This is a genomic window from Pedobacter roseus, from assembly GCF_014395225.1.
Classification (GTDB): domain Bacteria; phylum Bacteroidota; class Bacteroidia; order Sphingobacteriales; family Sphingobacteriaceae; genus Pedobacter; species Pedobacter roseus.
Genome location: NZ_CP060723.1, coordinates 2,851,899 through 2,874,420, shown reverse-complemented (window position 1 = coordinate 2,874,420; position 22,522 = coordinate 2,851,899). Strand labels below are relative to the sequence as shown.

The following is a 22,522-nucleotide window of genomic DNA, read 5'->3' as shown; positions in this document are numbered from 1 at the left end:
GATCTACATCTATCTACAATTTTTTAATTCATCATTTAAAAGCTTATTAGCAAATGAAGCAATTATTTTTGTTTTGTGGGCACCTGTCGGTGTCTGGCAGGCTAAAAAATGCACTGGTATTGACAGGTTCGATGCTTGTATTTTTCCTGATTTTTATGCCCCTAAAAGGTTATTCCCAAACAGGGAAGAAAACCATTACGGGTAAGGTTACCGATACGTTAGGGGTGGGGCTGCCCGGCGTAACTGTGGCAGTAGTAAACAAGGTTAACGTAGGCACGCAAACCGATAACAACGGAAAATTTGTGCTCGATGTGGCTCCAGGCGAAATCCTCCGTTTTTCTTATGTAGGTTACCGCGAACAGAGGGCAACGGTTGGCGCAGGTAACGTAATCAACATTAAACTAACTGAAGAAAATATGCTTTCGGAAGAGGTGGTGATTACCGCTTTAGGGCAAAAGCAGCGTAAGGAGGCTTTGGTAGGTTCGGTTACCACGGTGAAAGTGGGCAACCTTAAAATACCATCGAGCAATTTAACCAATGCACTTTCAGGTCAGATAGCGGGTGTAATTGGTTATCAGCGCAGCGGACAGCCTGGCCAGGATAACTCGCAGTTTTTTATCCGCGGGGTAACTACTTTTGGTTACAAGCAGGATCCGTTGATTTTGATCGATAACGTAGAGTTAACGAGTTCGGATCTGGCGCGTTTACAGGTTGATGATATCGAAAGTTTCTCCATCCTGAAAGATGCCAGTGCAACCGCATTATATGGTGCCAGGGGAGCGAATGGGGTAATTTTAGTGGCCACCAAATCCGGTAAAGAAGGTAAGGCTAAAATTAGTTTCCGATTGGAAAATTCTTCTTCACAATCTACCCAAAATTTAGAACTTGCCGATCCGATTACTTATATGAGGCTCTTTAATGAGGCTACCATAGGCAGGGGAATGGATCCGATGTTTACACCGAACCAGATCATCAATACCCAGGCAACGGTAAATAAAAGCCCGGGTTATAACGAATATGTTTACCCGGCGGTTGATTGGTTGGGCTTACTATTTAAAAAGAGAACGAGTACGCAACGTGCCAACATGAGTGTAAGTGGTGGCGGTGGTGTAGCCAGGTATTATATTGCGGGTTCTTATAATTTGGATAATGGCGTACTTAATCAGGATGACAGAAACAATAACGATAACAACGTAAAATTCCGGAATTACCAGTTGCGCTCTAACATCAATATCGATTTAGGCAAAACTACCGAGTTGGTGGTGCGTTTATCGGGTAATTTTAGCGAATACAATGGTCCGTTGGCTACCGATGGTGGTTTTTCGACCGATCTTTACAATATTGCCGTGCATACCAGTCCGGTTATATTTCCGGCTTATTTTCCTGCTGATGCGGCCAATCAAAATGCACAGCACATTTTATTCGGAAATACCGGTGGTACAGGGGTAAACAGTATTTTGTACAACAACCCTTATGCCGCATTACTCCGCGGACATAAAAGTTCAAGTGAATCGCGTATGTCGGCACAACTGGAACTGAACCAAAAACTCGATTTCTTAACAGAAGGACTTTCGTTCAAATCGATTTTTAGCACCAACAGGTATTCTTACTTCGATTCATCAATGGCATATTCACCATTTTATTATAACGTAGGTTCGTATGACAAAGGAAGCAATACTTACGTGTTAAACTGGTTAAACTCCGCTACCGGAGATCCATCTAAAGTTCCCAACATTGCACAGGAATATTTAAGTTACTATCCGGGTGATCCGAACATCAGTACCTTTCTTTATGGACAGGCTTCCGTAAACTACGATCATACTTTTGGTCAGAGCCATACCATTAGCGGTACATTGATTGGTACTGCACAACAGAACCTTTATAACAATGCAAAAGATCCAAAAACCAATACCCGCACTTTACAATACTCGCTTCCTTACCGAAACTTAGGTTTGGCAGGACGATTAACTTACTCGTACAAAAGCCGTTACTTTTTAGAAACCAACTTCGGGTACAACGGATCGGAGAGGTTTTCGGAGAATCACCGTTTTGGTTTCTTCCCAACCATTGGTGCGGGATGGATTGTATCGAACGAAGAATTCTGGAAAGGCGGAATCTCTAATGTGGTTAGCCGATTGAAATTGAGGGGCAGTTTTGGTTTGGTGGGTAACGATGCCATCGGATCGCAACGCTTTTTCTACCAATCAGATGTGAATTTAAATGGTGGTGGAAATTATGCTCAATTTGGTTATAATGGTGCGGCTACCCGACCAGGGGTATACATTAACAGTTATGAAAATACAGATATTACCTGGGAAACTTCGCGCCAAACGAACATAGCTTTAGAAGCTACGCTTTTCAAAAACATGAACATTATTGCAGAGGTTTATAATAACGATCGCTACAATATTTACATGATCCGTAAAAACGTACCGAGTACGCTGGGACTGGAGGCGATTGATCCAAACACCGGCGCTCCTGATATTGGTGCAAACATTGGTAAGGCGCGATCAAGAGGGATCGATTTATCGCTTGATTATAAGTTTAACGTAAATGCATTTTCCTTTGCGGTACGTTCTAATTTAACCTTTGCCAAAAATAAATACATCAATTACGAGGAGCCGCAGTGGGCAGAAGCTTATCGGTATACCACGGGACAGCCGATTAGCAGAAACTACGGTTACATTGCTGAGCGTTTGTTTGTGGATGATAAAGAGGTGGCAAATTCACCAACCCAGATTTTCTCAACAGGTGGCAAACCGCCAAGAGCAGGCGATATTAAATACCGCGATTTAAATAATGATGGTAAAATTGATGATGCTGATAAAGCTTACATTGGTTTCCCTCAATCGCCAGAAGTGGTGTATGGTTTCGGTTTCAGTTCTTCATACAAAGGTTTCGATCTATCAGCCTTTTTTACAGGACAGGATAGAATGACTTTCTTTATCGATCCAACCAAGGTGAGTCCTTTTGTACCGAGCAATCAGCAGTATATTTATGGTAACACGCAATTGTTAAAAGATTTTGCCGATAACCACTGGTCGCCGGAAAACCAGAATTTATATGCGCTTTATCCACGATTGGCGGTAAATGCTGCAGATCTGGAAAACAATGCACAAACCAGTACCTGGTGGATGAGAAACGGCCGTTTGTTAAGGCTTAAATCGCTTGAGCTTGGCTATACCCTTCCACAGCGCATTTCGAGTAAGATCAAGCTTAACTCCTGCCGCATTTACTTAAATGGTTTAAACCTGATTACCTGGAGTCCATTTAAAATGTGGGATCCAGAACAAGGCGGAAACGGTTTTGCCTATCCAATACAAAAGGTATTCAATGTTGGTCTTAACGTAACCTTATAATGAAAACGATAAAAATATATTTTACATACGGCTGCATCATGATGGTATTGGGTACTTTTGTATCCTGTAAAAAGTACCTTGATATCACACCCGATAACTTAGGTACACTCGATTATGCGTTCAGGAACAGGAATGAAGCCGAAAACTATTTATACTCTTGTTATGCTTACCTGCAGCGCATGAATGATGCGGCTTCGAACCCGGGTTTTACTACTTCTTCGGAGCTGATTTATTCGAACACACTAGATAATTACCTGAATTTTAACCGTACAGGTTTCAACCTGTTAAGGGGAACACAAACCGCGGCAAACCCAGGTTTAAATGCATGGGATGGGAGCGAAGGCAGTTACAGTCTTTGGCGTTCCATCAGAATCTGTAACATCATGCTCGAAAATATCGATAAACCGATTGATCTGGGTGCTGCAGAAAAACAACGCTGGATTGCCGAAACTAAATTTTTAAAAGCCTATTATCATTATGTGCTTTTTAAAATGTACGGCCCGATTCCTTTGATTAAAACCAATCTGGCCATCAATAGCAGTACTGATGAAGTACGTGTAAAAAGGGCACCAGTTGACGAAACCGTTGATTATATTGTATCTCTATTGGATGAAGCCATCCCTAATCTACCTCCGGTAATCAGCAGTCAGGCAACAGAATTGGGTAGGGTAACCAGTGTAATTGCGTTATCGGTTAAGGCTGATGTATTGGCAACAGCCGCCAGTCCGCTTTTTAACGGCAATCCTGATTATGTTAGCTTCAAAGATAAAGACGGAATAAGTCTTTTCCCGGCAGCTTTTGATGCGCAAAAATGGAAAAAAGCTGCTGATGCAGCAAAAGCAGCCATTGTAGCTGCAGAAGGTCAGGGTATTAAATTATATACCTTCCAATCGCCAACAACGGTAGGGAAATTATCTGATTCGTTAAAAAGAGAATTGGATGTACAGAACGCAGTTACTGAAAAATGGGAGTTGAATTCGGAGATTATCTGGGCTTCCAATCCGGAGTTTAGTTACCAGGGCTTTGCAACACCAAGGCTTACTGCAAAATCGGCAGTAAACAACTTCTCTAACCCTTCTACTTTTTCTGCACCGATAAGTACCCAGGAACTTTTTTATACCGTAAATGGTGTGCCGATCAGCGAAGATAAAACCTGGGATTATGCAGGAAGAAATACCATTAAAGTGGGTGATAATGCCAGCCGTTATTATATTCAGCAGGGTTACGAAACCATTAAAGGTCATTTTGCACGCGAAACGCGTTTCTATGCAGATATCGCTTTTGATGGCGGGATCTGGTTTGGTAATGGAAGAAATAATCAGGACGATCCGGCCAATCCATTATACTATGTTTCGGCCAGGGGAAGCGGGCTTGCGGCACCCAGTGATAACATCCGTTTGAACATTACAGGTTATTGGCCAAAAAAACTGGTGAGTTATGCTTCAGTTTATGATGATGGCTTTCAGCCTTCTGCATTCCGTTTACCATTGATCAGGTTGGCAGGTTTATATTTACTTTATGCTGAAGCCTTAAACGAGGTAAGCGGGCCCAGTACAGAAGTGTTTACCTATATCGATAAAGTTAGGCAAAGAGCAGGTTTGCAGGGCGTACAGGCATCGTGGACAAACTTTTCAAAAAATCCGAATAAATTTAATAATAAAGACGGTTTAAGGCAGATTATTCACCAGGAAAGAAGGATTGAGCTATGTTTTGAAGGCCAAAGTGGCTGGGATTTAAGAAGATGGAAGGAACTTCAGTCGGTTTTAACCGCACCGATACAGGGTTGGAGCATTAATAATGCCGAGGCCATTAATTATTACCGTCCAACTACCCAGTTTATCCCTGTTTTTGGCTTAAAAGATTATTTATGGCCGATCAGAAGTTACGATCTGGTTGTAAATCCAAACTTAGTTCAAAATCCTTACTGGTAGTTTAAAATATTAAAGATATGAAACGTATTAAATATAGTATTTACCTGGCGCTTATCGTTTCCGTATTGGCCAGTATTGCGGCCTGTAAAAAAATGGAAACCTATAACGATCCGGCTTCGTCTGACATGACAAAGCCTGGGGTGGTTACCAATGTTAAAGTAGATAATTTTAATGGCGGTGCTTACATTACCTATTCTTTGCCAAACTCAAAAAACCTGTTATATGTATTGGCGCAGTATAAAATAAACGGGGTAACCACCCGCGAAACCAAATCGAGTTATTATTCTGATTCGATTATGGTGGATGGTTTTGCCAAAAAGCAGGGTTACGATGTTACCTTATATGCCGTAAGCAGGGCAGAGGTTAAATCTGATCCTGTGGTGGTAAGAGTTAATCCCGATACCCCACCTTATTTACTGGCTAAACCGACTATTAACGCTGAAGCCGATTTTGGCGGCATCAAAATTACCGGTACAAATCCAGCTAAAAATAACCTGGGGATTATCCTTTTAGGTGTTGGCAATAATAATGTTTCGGATGTAATCGATCAGCATTATGGCAAAACAGAAGTAATCAACTATTCAGTAAGGGGCTACGCGCCTGTGGCGAAGAAAATCGGATTTTATGTAACTGATAATTTCGGAAACATCTCTGATACTACTTATACAACTGTTACACCTTTCTTTGAAACCTTACTGGATAGAAATAAATTTTTCCAGTACAGGCTTCCTACAGATGGCGTGATTGCCTATGGCTGGGATCTTCCTTACTTATGGGATGGTAAAACAGATGGTAACTCTAACGGGTGGCACACGGCGCCGGGTGGTGCAATGCCTGCAATCGCTACATTTGGTTTAGGAGTAAGCGCAAAACTAAGCCGCTTTATTTTATGGGAAAGACCAGATGGGGGCGATAAGTATGCTTATGGGCACGGAAATCCTAAAGTATTTTCGGTATGGGGTTCTGATGCAGCTGCTCCACGCGATGCGCAACTTCCTTTATCAGCACCAGAGGGCACCATTATCGGCGACTGGATTAATATGGGTAATTATAATTATCCAAATCCTCCCTCAGGTTTAGCGCCTGTTGCACATACCACGGCAGACAACGATTTCGTAAAAGCAGGTGTAAGTTTCAATTTCCCGTTAAGCAATCCAAAAGTACGCTATGTACGCCTTTCGGTCAGCACAACATGGTCTAACGGTACATTTGCGCACGCAATGGAAATGGCTTTTTACGGCGATCCAAGGTAGTTAACAGATAATATAAAATGATAAATTTTCAGATATGAAAAGTATATATAAAATTAGCGGTCTGTTCTTTTTGCTGTTAACAGTAATTATCAGCTGTACCAAAGATGATCTTGCCTTTAAAGAATATTTAAAAGATGGTGAGATTGTGTACCCCGGCCGCGTAGCAAACATTGTAACCAAACCGGGCAATTTAAGAACTGCACTGTGGTGGAACCCAAGTCCAGACCCAAGTATAACCAAATATGTGGTATATTGGAACAACAGTGCCGATTCGGTTGTAGTTACACCTACCACCCATAATCCACTGGATACCATTAAAGTAACCATCCCGAATTTGAAGGAATATACTTATACTTTTACGGTTTATTCTTACGATGCGCAGGGGCATAAATCGATCCCGATTGAAGCCAGAAATGTAAGGGTTTTCGGTCCATTGTATCAATCAGGCTTATTAAACAGGCCTTATAATGTGGTAGATCCATACTTAATTAACAGCACCAATTCAGTACAATTAAACTTTAAAGCACCAGATACCATTAATGTAAATACAGTGGTTAGGTATACTAATGTTGCTGGATCAACTGTTGATAAAATACTTTTACCGCTTGATACTGCCATCACGCTGAGCGATTATAAACCAGGTACAAGCATCCAGTACAAATCATCTTATATTCCTGGTAAAGGTTCTTTGGATGTATTTGCTGTGAGTGATTTCTCTGTTTTTCCAGAAATCGTACCAAGATATGTGCTTTGTAACCGATCGCTTTTTAACGAAGTTCATTTACCAGGCGATGCGCAGACTTACGAGTCGGGTACCAGCATCAGTAAATTGTGGGATGGAAGCGTTGGACCGCAGGGCTATCCGAATATTTTCCATAGCGCAGGGAACAGTGGTATGCCACATGTAATTACCTTCGATTTAGGTAAAATATACTTCAATTTATCCCGCATCGAAGAAACCGGAAGAGATTGTTGTAATAATCCAGATCGTTTTGAAGTTTGGGGAACTGCCGATATAAGCAATGCCACTACAACATTATCTGCAAGCGATAATGGCTGGCCCGCGCAGGCAATAAGTAAAGGATGGACGCTTTTAAAAGACGTAACCAGAACTGATGATGGAAAAAATGCTTTTACTTCGGAATTGGATAACGGAGGTAAACCGATTCGTTATATTCGCATCAGGATTAAGCATGTAACCACTGGCGATGGCAATTATAGCAATATGAGCGAAATCAGGTTCTGGAATATACAATAACCTTTTTTAAAGGACCGTCCTGACTGAGATATTTAAACAGAACTGTCGTCATCTCGACTGGAACGCAGTGGAATGGAGAGATCTATCTCAACTTCGTTGCGCTCCGCTCGAAATGACGAACCCTGTGACCATATCCATTCTTTTAACCACAGATGAAAAGGATGCACACAGATATAAAATCAGTGTTTATCTGTGTGCATCTGTGGTTAAAACTTTTTTAAGTATGAGTAAAACAAAACACAAATGATACTACATGATTTTTAAATTTTTATTCAAACATCAGGCACTTTTAATTTTATTCTTGCTTGTCCTTTCGGGCAGTTCTGCTTCGGCAATCCTAATCAATTATGGTAAAAATGGAAAAATAGACTACAACCTCAAAATAGGTACTTTTAATGTTACTTATGGAGCAAATCAACTGTTGTTAAATGGTTTTTCGCAAGCCGAATATCAGAAAAAAAAAATCAGCTCTAAAGATTATAAACAGATTAGCTATAGCAAAATAGCCATTAAAGATGCTTTTGGCAATGGTTTTAAACATGTTTTCCTGTTAAAACAGTCGGGTTTGCCCGATATGCAACAGGTATTTTATACCTACAGCGGTAAAGATTATTTTATGATCGGTATTATCCTGGAAGGGATTAATTTGTCCGTTAACCACATTGTTCCGCTAAACGGAAACCTGATTGATGGTGAGACTTCAGAAACACCCACCAGTTTATTCGTGCCCTTTGATAACGATACCTTTATTTCTTACAATACCGTATCCTTAAAAGCGAATGTTAGCAACCCAAGTTCAGAGGTTAGTGCTTTATACCACGATCAATCGCGAAAAGGTTTTGTAATTGGTTCTATCGACCACACTAACTGGAAAACAGGCATCATTACCACAATGGACAACGATAAAAAAATTGGTATCCAAGCCATTTGTGGTTATACCGAAGAAAACATTACCCGAGATAAAATTTCGCATGGTTATTTAAGTGGCAACTCAATCAGTTCGGCGAAAGTATTTTTCGGTGCTTTTGATGACTGGCGTTTGGGCATGGAAACTTATGCCAAACTGAACAGGATTTCGGAACCACCCATTGTATTTAAATGGAAGAAAGCCACACCAGTGGGCTGGAACAGCTGGGGTGCCATGCAGGAGAAAATCACGCTCGAAAAAGCCAATCAGGTAACTGATTTTTTTGCCGATAGCCTGAAAAGTTTCAGGAGCGGGGGCGTAGCTTATATCGATCTCGATTCGTACTGGGATAACCTGTTAAAAGGAGGTTTAACCGGCGATTACTCCAAACTAAAAGCCTTTGCAGATCATGCCAAATCAAAGGGATTAAAACCGGGCATCTACTGGGCACCTTTTGTTGATTGGGGTTTTGCAGGCGGAGGCAACCGTAAAGCCGATGGAACAGATTATACTTTTGCAGAAATGTGGACGAAAGTAGGTTCAGGTTACCATGATATAGATGGGGCAAGGGCATTAGACCCCACGCATCCGGGCACGCAACAACGCATTGCAACCGTAATCAATAAGTTTAAGGAATGCGGTTTCGAAATGATTAAAATCGATTTTTTAGGTCATGCGGCGATAGAATCCGATCATTTTTACAATCCGAAAATCACCACTGGCATGCAAGCCTATAAAACCGGAATGGAGTTTTTGTTAAAACAGCTCGATGGTAAAATGTTGGTGTATGCTGCCATTTCACCAAGCATGGCTTCTGGCCGGTATGTGCATGTCCGCCGGATTGCCTGCGATGCCTTTAAATCGATAAAAGATACCGAATATACTTTAAACAGTGTAAGTAATGGCTGGTGGCAAACTTACCTTTATGATTATATCGACGCCGACCATGTGGTATTTTCCGATCAATCCGATGGCGAAAATACAGCCAGATTTTTATCGGCTATTGTTACGGGTACCTGCATCGCTGGTGATGATTTTTCGCGTCAGGGAAAATGGACAGGCACGGCACAGCGTTTATTGAACAATACCGGAATCCTGAAGATTCTGGAAGATGGAAAGGCATTTACTCCTGTAGAAGGAAACAAGGGCAAATCAGCCTCGTCATTTTTTATTAAACAGGTGGGTAATGTAAAATACCTGGCCGTATTTAATTATGGCGATACGGAGCAGCGCTTTAATCTCGATTTTACACGCCTGGGCTTGGAGAAAGATAAAAAATACGGCTGTGAAAATCTAATCGATCGAACCAAAACCATGTTAAAAGATAACCAGGCACTTAAATTACCCGCAAAAGATGCGCAGATTTTTAAGTTAACCTCAGATCAAAAATAGATATACATTCATTCATTCAACAACTCACTCATTCAACAACTCATTCATTCAATAATTCTCATTCAATCAACCCTCTATCTATAAAAACATTAGTAATTACTATTGAAAACACAAATGAACAGATCACATCAAACTACAGGTTACTTCAGGCAGGGCGCATTGGCAATGGCCATTTCTCTTTTTGCCATGGCGAACAGCAAGGCTCAAACCATTATACCCATCGAAACCGCACATAATGCACTGGTTTTGCAAGCCGATGCGAAAAAAGATGTAAATACCATATTTTTTGGAAAAAAACTCGCCAATAAACAGGAATATGCACAGGTTAACAGTCAGTACAAACAAACAGAAGACTATACCGGGCAGTTAAATTCGGCTTATACGCCATCTGGAACAAGAAATCTCGTTGAACCAGCCATTAGTGTTACCCATGCCGATGGTAATAATTCGCTAGATCTGAAATATGTTGATCATAGCGTTACCGCAATTGATGATAATGTAAGTTTGTTAAAAATCAGGCTAAAAGACCCGGTTTATAATTTCGAAGTAACGCTGTTTTATAAATCTTTTTACAAACAGGATGTAATAGAGCAGTGGACGGAAATTAAACACAACGAAAAAGGTACCGTGGTATTGAATAAATATGCTTCTGCCAACCTGCATTTAAAATCGCCACATTTTTGGCTTAACCAGTACCATGGCGATTGGGCTAAAGAAATGCAGCCCGAACAGAGTGAAATTACCCACGGCATTAAAACTTTGGATAGTAAATTGGGTACCAGGGCCAACCTTTTCCAGCCCTCAGTTTTTATGATTTCGATGGATAAACCTGCTGAGGAAAATGAAGGTAACGTTTTATATGGCGCTTTGGAGTGGAGCGGTAATTTCAAGGTCGATCTGGAACTCGATTATCAGGATAACTTGAGAATTATTGCCGGAATGAATAATTATGCTTCGCCATATAGCTTAAAACCGGGTGAAGTTTTTACAACGCCAGCGTTTTTATATACTTTTTCTGATCAGGGAAAAGGCGATGCAAGCAGAAAATTGCAGAACTGGGCACGTAATTATAAAATATTGGATGGTAAGGGTAGTAGATTGACCCTTTTGAATAATTGGGAGGCCACTTATTTCGACTTTAATGAACAAAAACTGGCCGATTTATTAAAAGATACCAAAAAATTGGGTGTCGATTTCTTTTTGTTGGATGATGGTTGGTTTGGAAACAAATATCCACGGAATAATGACCGTGCCGGACTGGGTGATTGGCAGGAAAACAAAAAGAAGCTGCCAAATGGCATTGCCTCATTGGTAAAAGAGGCCGACAATGTTGGAACCAGGTTCGGGATCTGGATTGAGCCTGAAATGGTGAGCCCTAAAAGTGAATTGTACGAAAAACATCCTGATTGGGTAGTGAAACAGCCGAACCGTCCGGAATATTATTTCAGGAACCAATTGGAACTTGACCTTTCGAACCCAAAAGTGCAGGATTTTGTTTTTGGAGTGGTTGACGATCTGTTTACCAAAAACCCTAAACTGGCCTACATTAAGTGGGACTGTAATGCGGTAATTTATAATGCTTATTCTGCGCATTTAAAAAATCAGTCGCACTTTTATATTGATTATGTAAGGGGTTTGTATAGCGTTTTAAAGCGTATCCGTGCCAAATACCCAACCGTACCGATGATGTTGTGCTCAGGCGGAGGCGGCAGGGTAGATTATGCAGCCTTACAATATTTTACAGAGTTTTGGCCCAGTGATAATACCGATCCTTTGGAACGGATTTTTATGCAATGGGAATACTCTTATTTTTATCCGGCCATCAGCAGTTCTAACCATGTAACCGATTGGGGCAAACAATCCATTAAGTTCCGTACGGATGTAGCCATGATGGGTAAATTAGGTTTCGATATTGTGGTGAGTAAACTGCCTGAAAAGGAACTTCAGTTTTGTCAGGAAGCCATTAAAAACTATAATGAAGTGAAAGGAATTATCTGGCAGGGCGAACAATACCGTTTGGCCGATCCACGTGCAGGCAGCGTAGCTTCGATGTTATATGTAAACGAGCAGAAAACGGAAGGTGTAATCTTTAACTACCTGGTAAACTACCGTTATGGAGAGGGCAGTAAATATCCAATTAAACTAAACGGATTGGATGCGGCGAAAAAATATCAAATCAAAGAGATTAACCTTTTTCCGGGGACAAAATCGTCAATTGATGGCAGCAAAATTTACACAGGAGATTTTTTAATGAAGGTTGGTTTTAACCCTGTTTTAACTACCGATAGAACGAGTGTGGTGCTGAAGTTTGAGGAGGTGAAGTAATATAGTCCGTTATTAAGTGTAAATCCGTCATTGCGAGGAGGCATATCCCGTGGTTCGTGTCTCCACGAACCACTTGTACAATACCGATTGCGTTTTATTCTCCGTGGTTTCCGTGCATCCGTGGCTGTTTTAACCACCGAGTGCAAAGAGAAAAAATCACAGAGGGCATTGAGTTTGGGCGATTAACTTAATTCCATGGTTTGTGTCCTCACGCACCACTTGCGAGGTTTTATTCGTAACTGAATTAAAGAACTAATAGGCCCTTCGACTACGCTCAGGCTGACGTAACGAAGAGATGAACCTTATAATAGATTTAGCCTTGCTGAACACTTCGTGGTTCTCGGCTTCGTTGCACCCGACAGCTATCGGGTCCGCTCGAAATGACGATTTTTCTTATGATGACCATCCGCGAGTAATTGACTCCGGACTTAAGACTTTGGACTAAAGACTACTCCAAACTCCCAACTAAAAACTCCAAACTACTCTTCCCCATTCATAAATTCCCTTGGTCCTTTCCCAAACTGCTTTTTAAACTCCCTGCTAAAGTATTTCGGATCGTTAAAGCCCACCTGATAAGCCACTTCATAAATCGTAAACCTGTTTTGTTTAAACAGTTCCATCGCTTTTTTTAAGCGGATCGATTTTACAAAATCATTTACCGAAAGGTTGGTGAGCTGCCTGATTTTTTTGTACAACACTGGTTTGCTCATGCCAATCATCGAAGCCAGCTCAGATACCCCAAAATCTTCATCGGCAAGGTGCTGATCGATATAGCCCAGTAGTTTTTGCATAAAAGCTTCATCAACGGCATTAATGGTAAGGTCTTTAGGAGGCAGGTGGATATGTTTCAGAAACTTTTGGCGCATTATCTGCCGCGACATCAGTAAATTGCGTACGTTGAGTAAAAGCAGCTCCGGACTAAAAGGTTTAGTGATATAAGCATCGGCACCGGTTTCTAAACCGCTCACCTGGTGGATGTGCGAAGAACGGGCGGTAAGAATAATCACCGGGATATGACTGGTGCGCTCGTCCTGTTTAAGGCGGCGGCAAAGTTCAATACCATCCATTACCGGCATCATAATATCACAAATGATTAGGTCGGGCAGGGTTTCAACAGCCGTTTCCCAGCCCAGTAAACCGTTTTCGCTTTCGGCTACCTGATATTGGCTGCCCACCAATGAGGTAATCAGCGACCTGATCTCCCTGTTATCTTCCACCACCAAAATGGTTTCAGTAGCCGGATCCATTTCTTTTTCAGGATTTATCAGCGTAATTATTTCTTCCGCCTGTTGTGTGTAAAGATCAGGATGGGCAGGATAATCTTTTATACCATCAAAAAGTGCTGTTTTGAAATGCGATTTCCCCTTTTTTAACTTTACGGTAAATTTGGTGAAACCCCTTGAGCCATTTTCGGCAGGTGTACTTTCTACCGTAATACTTCCCTGATGCTCTTCTACAATCGCTTTTGATAAGGCAAGCCCGATACCCGACCCAATTTGACTCTGCTGTTCATCTACCTGGAAATAATCGCTAAACAAACCTTTAAGGCTTTCGGCAGGTATACCCACACCATTATCCGAAATGCTGATGGTTACATCATCATCCGATTCGAGAACAGAAACTGAAATCAGGCCGCCTTTATCACAGAATTTAAAAGCATTGGATAACAGGTTGAATAATACTTTTTCGAGCTGTCGTTTATCAAAAAACAGGTTGATATTTTCCTGTTCATGTATAAAATCATACTGAATGCCATTAGCCTGCGCTAAATGAGAAAAGGAGATAAAAATCTCATTGATAAATTCGATGATATTATCTTCGGCAACATGCAGCGTAAGGTGTCCGGTTTCGGCTTTTCTAAAGTCCATCAGTTCCGTAATCAAACGCATTAACCTGTTGGCGTTGTTTTTTATGGGAATTAGCTGCCTGTTTAGCTCAGTATCGGTTTGGTATTGATTGGAAAGATTTTCTAATGGGCCAAGAATCAGGGTAAGCGGGGTTCTGATCTCATGCGCTACATAAGTGAAGAAATTAAGTTTCATTTTCTGCATATCTTCAGTACGTTTTAATAATGCACGTACAAAAAGATAACGCACAATCAGGAACAATAACCCGGAAAAAAAGGCCAGGTAAATGAGGTAAGCCCACCAGGTTGCCCAAAAGGGCGGTAGTACTGTAATTTTGAGTGATGCGGCTTTACCACTTGGGGTTCCATCGTTATTATTGCCCGTAACCATAAAGGTGTAATTGCCTGAAGGGAGATCCGCGTAACTTACACTCGGGACATCAGTTTTTGTCCAGGCTTTACTGTGGCCTTTAAGGATGTAACTGTAGCTGTTTTTTTCGGGTTTGATATAGTTTAGCAGTGCAAAGTCAATGCTGAAATTGTTCTGGTCGTGTTTAAAGGTAATTTGTGGTGTGTTTTGAATAGCTCCCCTTAATATTCCATCACTACTGTTTACTTCTACAGGTTGATTGAACAGTTTAAGTCCGGTAAAAGTGATGGGGGCAACATTTTTGTTGATGTCGATCTGTTTCGGATAAAACGCAGTCAATCCATCGTATCCCCCAAAGAACAATTCACAATGGCTATCTTTTAAAAAAGAACTGATGTTAAAATTGTTTCCTGCAAGCCCATCGCTTTTGGTGTAGTTGATGAATTTTCCTGTACTGGTAACCAGTTTGGATAAGCCCTTATCTGTGCTGATCCATAAATTCTTTTCCTCATCTTCGATTATTCCAAATACATTGCTGTTTGGCAGTCCATCTTTTTCATTATAATTTTTGAACTTTCTGCTTTTATTGTCGAAGATGCTCAATCCACCCAAAGCTGTTCCGATACCGATATTTCCATTTTTCAACTGCATGATGCAATTGATATATTCTGACTTCAGACCTTTGGCATTGGCTTTATTCTGATAATAAGCTGTAATTCTTTTTGAGCTAGGGTTGTATACATATAAACCTGCCCGGGTGCCGATCCAGAGGTTTTTGGCCTGATCCTCAAAAATCACCTGGATATATTTATTCCGTATGCTTTTCTCTAAAATGCTTTTAACGGTCGTGCCGGCATACACACCATTTGTTTTATATAGGGTAGATAAACCATCTCTGGAGCCCACCCAAACCATTCCGTTGCTATCTTCCGTTATTGCGATGACTTCGGCACCGCCAGGCGAATTTTTTACATCCTTAACATTGATTATTTTTCTGAAATTTTGCGCAGATGGATTAAAAACATACAGACCGCCACGGTGTGTACCCACCAATAACTGTCCCGTTTTATCGAGGCATAATGTTTTAATCAGATTAGAGTTCAGTCCGTTGCTATTATTTGGCTCCGATCTGTAATAGGTAAAGGTATTTTTGCTGCGGTTTACATAATTTAAGCCACCACCTTCCGTTCCGATCCAAAGGTTATGGTATTGATCTTCGGCCATGGCACTCACAATATTACTGCTCAGGCCCTGTTGTTTTTTAGAATTCCGGTATACCGTAAACGGCGTGGCGGAGGGATAAACCACATTAACGCCTTTATAAAAAGTACCTACATACATGGAACCGTTTAAATCCTGTAAAATACTGTGGATGGAGTTTTGACTCAGTCCGCTGCTCTGTTCCGGATCGTAACGGTAATTGCTGAATTTCCGTGTATTGGGATCGAGGATACTCAAACCTTCCTGTGTGCCGATCCAGATGTTGCCTCTTTTATCACAGGTGAGTTTACGGATGTCGTTATTTACAATTGAATTAGCATCTGTAGCACTGGTTTGGTAACGGGTAAAGGTTTTATGTTGGTAATCGAATAGGTTTAAACCATTATAGGTACCCAGCCAAAGGCGCTTTTGTTTATCGATGACGATACTTTTTACCGCGTTAGAACTAATGCTGTTGGAATCGCCGGCCTTGTGCCTGAAGATTTCGAAATGGTATTTGCCCTTTACTAGGTAAATGCGCACTAAACCGTTAACAGTTCCTGCCCAAATATTCTGCTGATCATCTTTAATTACAGAAAGAATGTAATTAACGCCTGTTTTGCGCTCCGGCTTATCAAAAAGGAATTTTTTGAATACCTGTTTCTCTGCATTTAATACCAGGTTGAGGCCATTGTAGGTACCTATCCAGATATTTTTTTGCGGGTCTTCGTACACACACTCTACCGAATCGCAACTGAAAGATTGTGAAGAGCTTTTTTTGTTGATCCTGATAAAACGATCGCTTTTTTCATTATAGAGATTTAGTCCATTTTCGGTACCTACCCATAACCGTCCTTTACTGTCGCTTAATAGAGTGGTAATTACATTATCCGAGATGCTGTTCTGGTTATCGGAGCTGCTATTGTAAATTTTAAAACGGTAGCCATCGTAGCGGTTTAGTCCATGCCGGGTTCCCATCCAGATCAGCTGGTTTTTATCCTGTGCGATGGCCATCACCGAATTCTGCGACAAGCCATTCTCCATCGTAAGGTGATTAAATACAATGGGCTTTTGTGCATAAAGGGATGTGCATATCAAAAGCATCAGGCAGAATCCTATTGCGCTAAAACGCGGCTTCATCATTTAGGTTAGTTTTATTTGGGATCGTTGTATTTCACTTTAAATATAGGGCGAATTGATTAAAATATGGAAGAATTGCCGTTTTTCTACCCTTTCATTTACAATTTTCGACCTTTTTCATTTTTCGCCCAACTAGTTTTGGTAAAGCGAATTCAAGGTGATAAAAGAGCAAACACCAACTGGAATTAACCATTCCTGTAATTGGCTTAGCCAAATGTAACTAACAACCAACGCTGTGGGCAAATCTGATATCAACCCATCCGATAGCCAACAGTAAATATTAACCAAACCAACCATGAAACAAAAATTACTTTTAGTAAAAGCAGTGCTTTTAAAGTTTAGGAGTTTGAAGGTGATATACCGGCATATTGTGTCTGTGCAAAATCACCAGCAAAAATGGATGATCAATTAAATCAACATCCCTAAACAATCAACTCCTAAAATTTATGAACCTATTTACACTAAAAAGGCATTGCCTGATGCCTGCACTTGCGCTGCTGTTTTTTAGCGCCTGTAAGAAAAAAGAAGTGGTATCAGATATCTATACCATCCGACAATGGAAATCAGATTTATCAGTAAACAATGTTGTACCGGCAATTACGGGTAGAACAGACCATGCGGTAGCGGTATGTTATTTAATGACCGATAACAAACTTTATTATTACCTCTATTTTGATACACCGCTCAATAATGGCGATACGCCAACCAAGGCAATTATTTACAGTGGGGTTGCCGGAGCCAATGGTGCTGTTTTAATTGATTTGAATAATGGAGCCTTTAATACCGCCAGGGAAGTAAAAGGTTTTGTTGAGTTATCGGCACAAACCATAGCCGATTTAAATTCTAAAACACTTTACCTGCAGATTGCCTCCAGTCAGCAAGCTACAGGTTTGGTAAGGGGAACATTAACATCATATTAATAAACAGCCGATATTATGAAGAGAAAAATTACAAATATTAGGCTGAAATGGATGATAGGCTTGTTAAACCTATTGCCTGTTTTTGCTTTTGCACAGCAAAAACCGGTAACCAATACTGCCGTAATGACGGATAGCTCGCTGATCAGGAAATTTGATCCAAAAAGCTTCCTTGAAAGTAAAGTTGATAAATGGAATGGAACAACTAAAAAAGTCAACCTGATAGCAGGTGCTGCTACGATATATGGTGATGACATCAATTCTACTCCGGTATCTGATGTAACGAATACGGTAGCTGGCCGTTTAACCGGTTTGTATACACTGCAATCGTCGGCACGTACTGGTTTTGATGTAACGCAATTGGTGCTCCGCGGGCAATCGCCACTTATCGTAATTGATGGGGTACCCAGATCGTTTACCAATTTCAATCCTGATGATGTAGAAAGTATTACGGTATTGAAAGATGCTTTGTCAACTTCGATGTATGGCATGCGCTCATCAGGCGGTGTAATTTACATTACTACAAAAAAGCAATCAAAAAACAATCCTTTCGAAATTAATTTTGGAGCAGAGTACGGCGCTCTTCAAAACCTCTTTACACCCAAATTTATTACTGGTGGCGATTATGCCCGTATTTATAACGAAGCGCAGTTAAACACAACCCCTGGCAGTACGCCAGTATACAGCGATGCAGTAATCAGTGCTTATGATAACAACACCAATAATCCGTTTTTGCAGCCTAATAACAATTGGTACGATCTTGTTTATAAAAAGAACAGTGCTCAAAAACGTTATCACTTGGGTGTTGCTGGTAATTCAGAAGCTTTTAAATATTATGCCAGTTTAGAGCATTTTGCATCTGATGGTAATTTTGTAACCGATGATAACAATGTTTATAATACCAATAACTTTTATAAACGTTATAATATCCGTACCAATGCAGAAATTAACTTTAATGAAGATATTTCCTTACAGTTAAACATCTTCGGTTCAGTAGAAAACAACAACCAGCCTGGCGGTTACGCCTTGTCCATTATGAGCCAGGTTTATTCAACATCGCCATTGGCCTATGCCGTTAAAAATCCAGATGGTACTTATGGCGGCACCGCTTCTTTAACCAATAATATTTTGGCAAACACGATCAACTCAGGTTACGTGATGACCACCAACCGTACCTTAAATTCTGATGTAGCGCTAAAATATAAATTAGACGATATAACCAAAGGTTTATGGGCAAAAGCAGGTTTATCGATAGCAAACTATTACAGCGAAGCTACTTTAAAAACAAAAACATTCGCCATTTACTACCCAACCATAAGTGGTGGAGCAATCAGTTATACCAAATCGGGCACGGATAGCAAAGTGCTTTTAGGTGGTGGCAGTTCGGAGGTAACCGACCAGTTAAAGCAGACCTATTACAATTTTATGTTAGGCTATTCGAGGGATTTTGGAAGCCATCAACTGGATTTATTGGGGGCTTATAACGGAGATAACAGTTTATCCAGCGGTCTGCTAAGCAACGGTCAGTTAAACAATATCCTCAAAACTGCAGGTTTGTCTGCTAAGTACAGTTACAATGATAAATATTTTGCTGAGACTGCTATTTCATATAGCAGTTTTAACAAATATGCTGATTCGCAAAAATGGGTATTTCTTCCATCAGTAGGTTTAGGCTGGGTAGCTTCAAAAGAAGAATGGTTTAATCCTTCAACAGTTAACTTTCTGAAATTTAGGGCTACTTATGGTTTAACAGCTAAAGCTAACCTTTCTGATTATTTCTCTTACCTCCAGCGGTATTCGATCAGCGGTTCAGGTTATGTTTTTGGCACAGGGCAAACTACAGTGGGTACAGCAGTTCAGGGTAGCCTGGCCACCACAAACGTAGGCGCCGCAAAGGCCAAAAAGCTCGAAGTTGGTGCTGATGCAGCATTTCTAAACAATAAACTAAATGCAGGCCTAACTTATTATAACAATAAATATTACGACTTGTTAATTTCCAGGCCGTATGCAAGTACCATTATAGGTGCCGATTATCCAGATCAGAATCTTGGCGAAAACAGGTTTTCAGGTATAGAAGGTACAGTTGATTTTATGGGCAGATCAGGCGATTTTGGCTACAAAATAGGGGTAAACGTTAGTTTGCAAAAAAATAAAATTTTATATGCTGGTGAGCCGGATTATCCATATAGCTGGATGTACACCGCCGGCCAGGCTTCTGGTACCTTCGGTTACCAGTCTATAGGTTTTTACAAAACAGGAGAAAATGCGGGCAATACACCAACACTATTGGGCTATACACCTGTTGCCGGTGATATTAAATACCAGGATCTAAATGGTGATGGTGTAATTTCATCACTCGATCAAAAGAAAATTACCAGCGATAAAGCGCTTGTTTACGGAGGCCTAAACCTGGCTTTCAACTACAAAGGATTTGATTTTTCGGCCCTGGTACAAGGCGTTTTTAACAGAGAAGTATTGCTGAATACAGCTTATATGCTGGCCCTGAACAACAACACCGGTTATGTTTTGGATTATACTACCCAAAACAGGTGGACCCCAAGCAATCAGGAAAGTGCCACATTGCCTCGCTTAACATTGGGAACCAATTTAAATAACAATGTTTCCTCTACTTTCTGGTTAAGAAACGGCAATTACCTCCGGTTGAAAAATGTGGAGTTGGGTTACTCACTTCCAGCACATCTGGTAAGCAGGTTAAAAATAAAAAAACTTAGGTTTTTTGTAAACGGCTACAACATGCTTACCACTTCAAAACTCGATTTCGATCCCGAATCATTGGTGAACAGTTTCCCTAATCAAAGGGTAATCAACGGTGGTATATCATTAACCTTATAGAAAACAGATTTATGAAAAAATATTTTATAGTTGCCTTCGTATCTGCTGTGTTGTTTGGCGCATGGGGATGTAAAAAATTAAGCGAGGATACACCTTTAGAACTGATTGGTCAGGATGTTATTTTTGATAAAACAGATTCGCTGGGTGTAAATGCCGAAAAATTCCTGAACAGTATTTACGCAGGCCTGCCAAACGGAAATAACAGGATTTCGAATAACATACTGGATGCCGGTACTGATGATGCGCTACCCAATGCCGTCGGCGATGCCGTGCAATACTTTAGCAACGATGGGATAAGTCCTTCAAATGTAGTAGATAATGTATGGGCGAAAAATTACGCCAACATCCGCAAAACAAATATCTTTTTGGCCAATATTGATGTAGTTCCCTTAAACCTTAAAGGTTATAAAGAGAGGTGGAAAGCTGAAGCGCATTGCTTAAGGGCAATGTCGTATTTCGAACTGATTAAAAGATGGGGAGGTGTTCCCTTAATCGGTGATAAGATTTTTAATGCAGAAGAAACCATTAATGTTCCGCGCAATACCTACCAGCAATGTGTAGATTATATTTTAAGCGAACTTGATGCTGCAATGCCTTATTTGTTAACCGCAAATTCATCAACCAACGGTACATTTGCAGCAAACTTTTATGGTCGTTTTGGCCGTGGTGCAGCAATGGCCTTAAAAAGCAGGCTGCTGCTATATGCTGCAAGTCCGCTTAATAACCCTGGTAACGATCTTAACAAATGGACCAGCGCTGCTGCTGCTGCAAAAGCAGTAATGGATAGTGTAACGGCAACTAAATTTACTTATGCTTTAAACAGTGCCGCAACAACAGGACATTATACCACAACTACACTTGCCGGGGTAGCACCAGGTGCAACACTTGCCACCTATGTTACCAACGTTAATAAATTCTTAAGTGTTTTTACCACAGCAAGTAACAACGAAATTATTCTGCCTTATATGACGGCGAATAACTCTACTGTGGAAGCATATAATGATCCGGTAGGTTATACCCGTGCGTCATTTTCAGGCAAAACCAATCCCACCCAGGAACTGGTAAACGAGTATGAAATGACTAATGGTAAACTGATTACCGAAACAGGCTCTGGTTATGTAGCTACCAATCCATATTACGATAGAGATCCGCGTTTTCCTGCAACCATTACTTTCGACGGACTTTATTGGCTGAATAGAAAAGTACAGACTTATGATGGAGGATTGGACAGGCCATTTGGTTACGGAAGGGTAACAAAAGGTGAAACCCGTACTGGTTATTACATGCGTAAGTTTATGACCAGCAATTCGAGCGGAACATCTTACTCAAATTACCCTCACATTTTCCCAATCATCAGATATGCAGAGATTCTGTTAAACTATGCTGAGGCTCAAAATGAGGCCGTAGGAGCAGACGCCAGTGTATATGCCGCAGTGAATGCCATCAGGACCCGCGTAGGTATGCCAACCTTACCTGCAGGATTAACACAAGCGCAGATGCGTGATAAAATCAGGCATGAGCGAAGAGTAGAATTTGCTTTCGAGGAACACCGTTTCTGGGATATCAGAAGGTGGAAGATTGCCGCAACAGTACTCAATGGAACACTCCATGGGGTTCAGGGTACAATATTAGGGGGTGTAGTTACCTACAAAACGGTAGACGCTGCTAATACCAAATTTGAGGCGAATAAAGGCTATCTCTTTCCGATTCCATTAAATGAGGTGATATCAAATAAATCGATGGTTCAAAACCCTAACTGGTAAAATTAGCG

10 protein-coding genes are annotated in these 22,522 nt (G+C 40.8%); 9 read left to right on the top strand and 1 reads right to left on the bottom strand.

The window, feature by feature from the left end; translation table 11 throughout:
• The first annotated feature begins 53 nt into the window (after positions 1–53).
• The 6 genes from H9L23_RS11945 (at position 54) to H9L23_RS11920 (ending at position 12,425) form a co-directional block, all read left to right on the top strand.
• Positions 54–3,359: a SusC/RagA family TonB-linked outer membrane protein gene (locus H9L23_RS11945; protein ID WP_246474923.1), complete on the top strand. Its 3,306-nt coding sequence runs from the start codon at positions 54–56 to the stop codon at positions 3,357–3,359.
• Complete coding sequence (locus H9L23_RS11940) at positions 3,359–5,290, top strand: RagB/SusD family nutrient uptake outer membrane protein (protein ID WP_187595165.1); 1,932 nt, start codon at positions 3,359–3,361, stop codon at positions 5,288–5,290. Before H9L23_RS11945 ends, H9L23_RS11940 begins: the two co-directional genes overlap by 1 nt.
• 17 nt (positions 5,291–5,307) lie before the next feature.
• Complete coding sequence (locus tag H9L23_RS11935) at positions 5,308–6,543, top strand: DUF5000 domain-containing lipoprotein (RefSeq protein WP_187595164.1); 1,236 nt, start codon at positions 5,308–5,310, stop codon at positions 6,541–6,543.
• 34 nt (positions 6,544–6,577) lie between these two features.
• Positions 6,578–7,801 (top strand): DUF4998 domain-containing protein, encoded by a 1,224-nt coding sequence (locus tag H9L23_RS11930; RefSeq protein WP_187595163.1) that lies wholly within the window; start codon positions 6,578–6,580, stop codon positions 7,799–7,801.
• A gap of 253 nt (positions 7,802–8,054) precedes the next feature.
• Positions 8,055–10,100 carry an alpha-amylase family protein gene (locus H9L23_RS11925; protein WP_187595162.1) on the top strand — a complete coding sequence of 682 codons (2,046 nt, stop codon included), beginning with the start codon at positions 8,055–8,057 and terminating at the stop codon, positions 10,098–10,100.
• 114 nt (positions 10,101–10,214) lie between these two features.
• Complete coding sequence (locus H9L23_RS11920; protein ID WP_246474922.1) at positions 10,215–12,425, top strand: alpha-galactosidase; 2,211 nt, start codon at positions 10,215–10,217, stop codon at positions 12,423–12,425.
• Between the two features lie 479 nt (positions 12,426–12,904).
• Here the strand turns inward: H9L23_RS11920 and H9L23_RS11915 are convergent, their stop codons facing one another.
• Positions 12,905–16,984, bottom strand: coding sequence for a hybrid sensor histidine kinase/response regulator transcription factor (locus tag H9L23_RS11915; protein ID WP_187595161.1), 4,080 nt, complete (start codon positions 16,982–16,984; stop codon positions 12,905–12,907).
• 443 nt (positions 16,985–17,427) lie between these two features.
• On the opposite strand from H9L23_RS11915, the gene H9L23_RS11910 reads away from it, so the two are divergent.
• Genes H9L23_RS11910 through H9L23_RS11900 form a run of 3 tightly spaced genes read left to right on the top strand, consistent with a single transcriptional unit; the run spans position 17,428 to position 22,514 of the window.
• A complete protein-coding gene (locus H9L23_RS11910; RefSeq protein ID WP_187595160.1) occupies positions 17,428–17,901 on the top strand; it encodes a CHRD domain-containing protein in 474 nt (157 codons plus the stop codon).
• A gap of 15 nt (positions 17,902–17,916) precedes the next feature.
• Positions 17,917–20,751, top strand: a complete 2,835-nt coding sequence (locus H9L23_RS11905) for a SusC/RagA family TonB-linked outer membrane protein (protein WP_187595159.1) — start codon at positions 17,917–17,919, stop codon at positions 20,749–20,751.
• A gap of 11 nt (positions 20,752–20,762) precedes the next feature.
• On the top strand, positions 20,763–22,514 hold the full coding sequence (locus tag H9L23_RS11900) for a RagB/SusD family nutrient uptake outer membrane protein (protein ID WP_187595158.1): 1,752 nt from the start codon (positions 20,763–20,765) through the stop codon (positions 22,512–22,514).
• Positions 22,515–22,522: the final 8 nt, after the last annotated feature.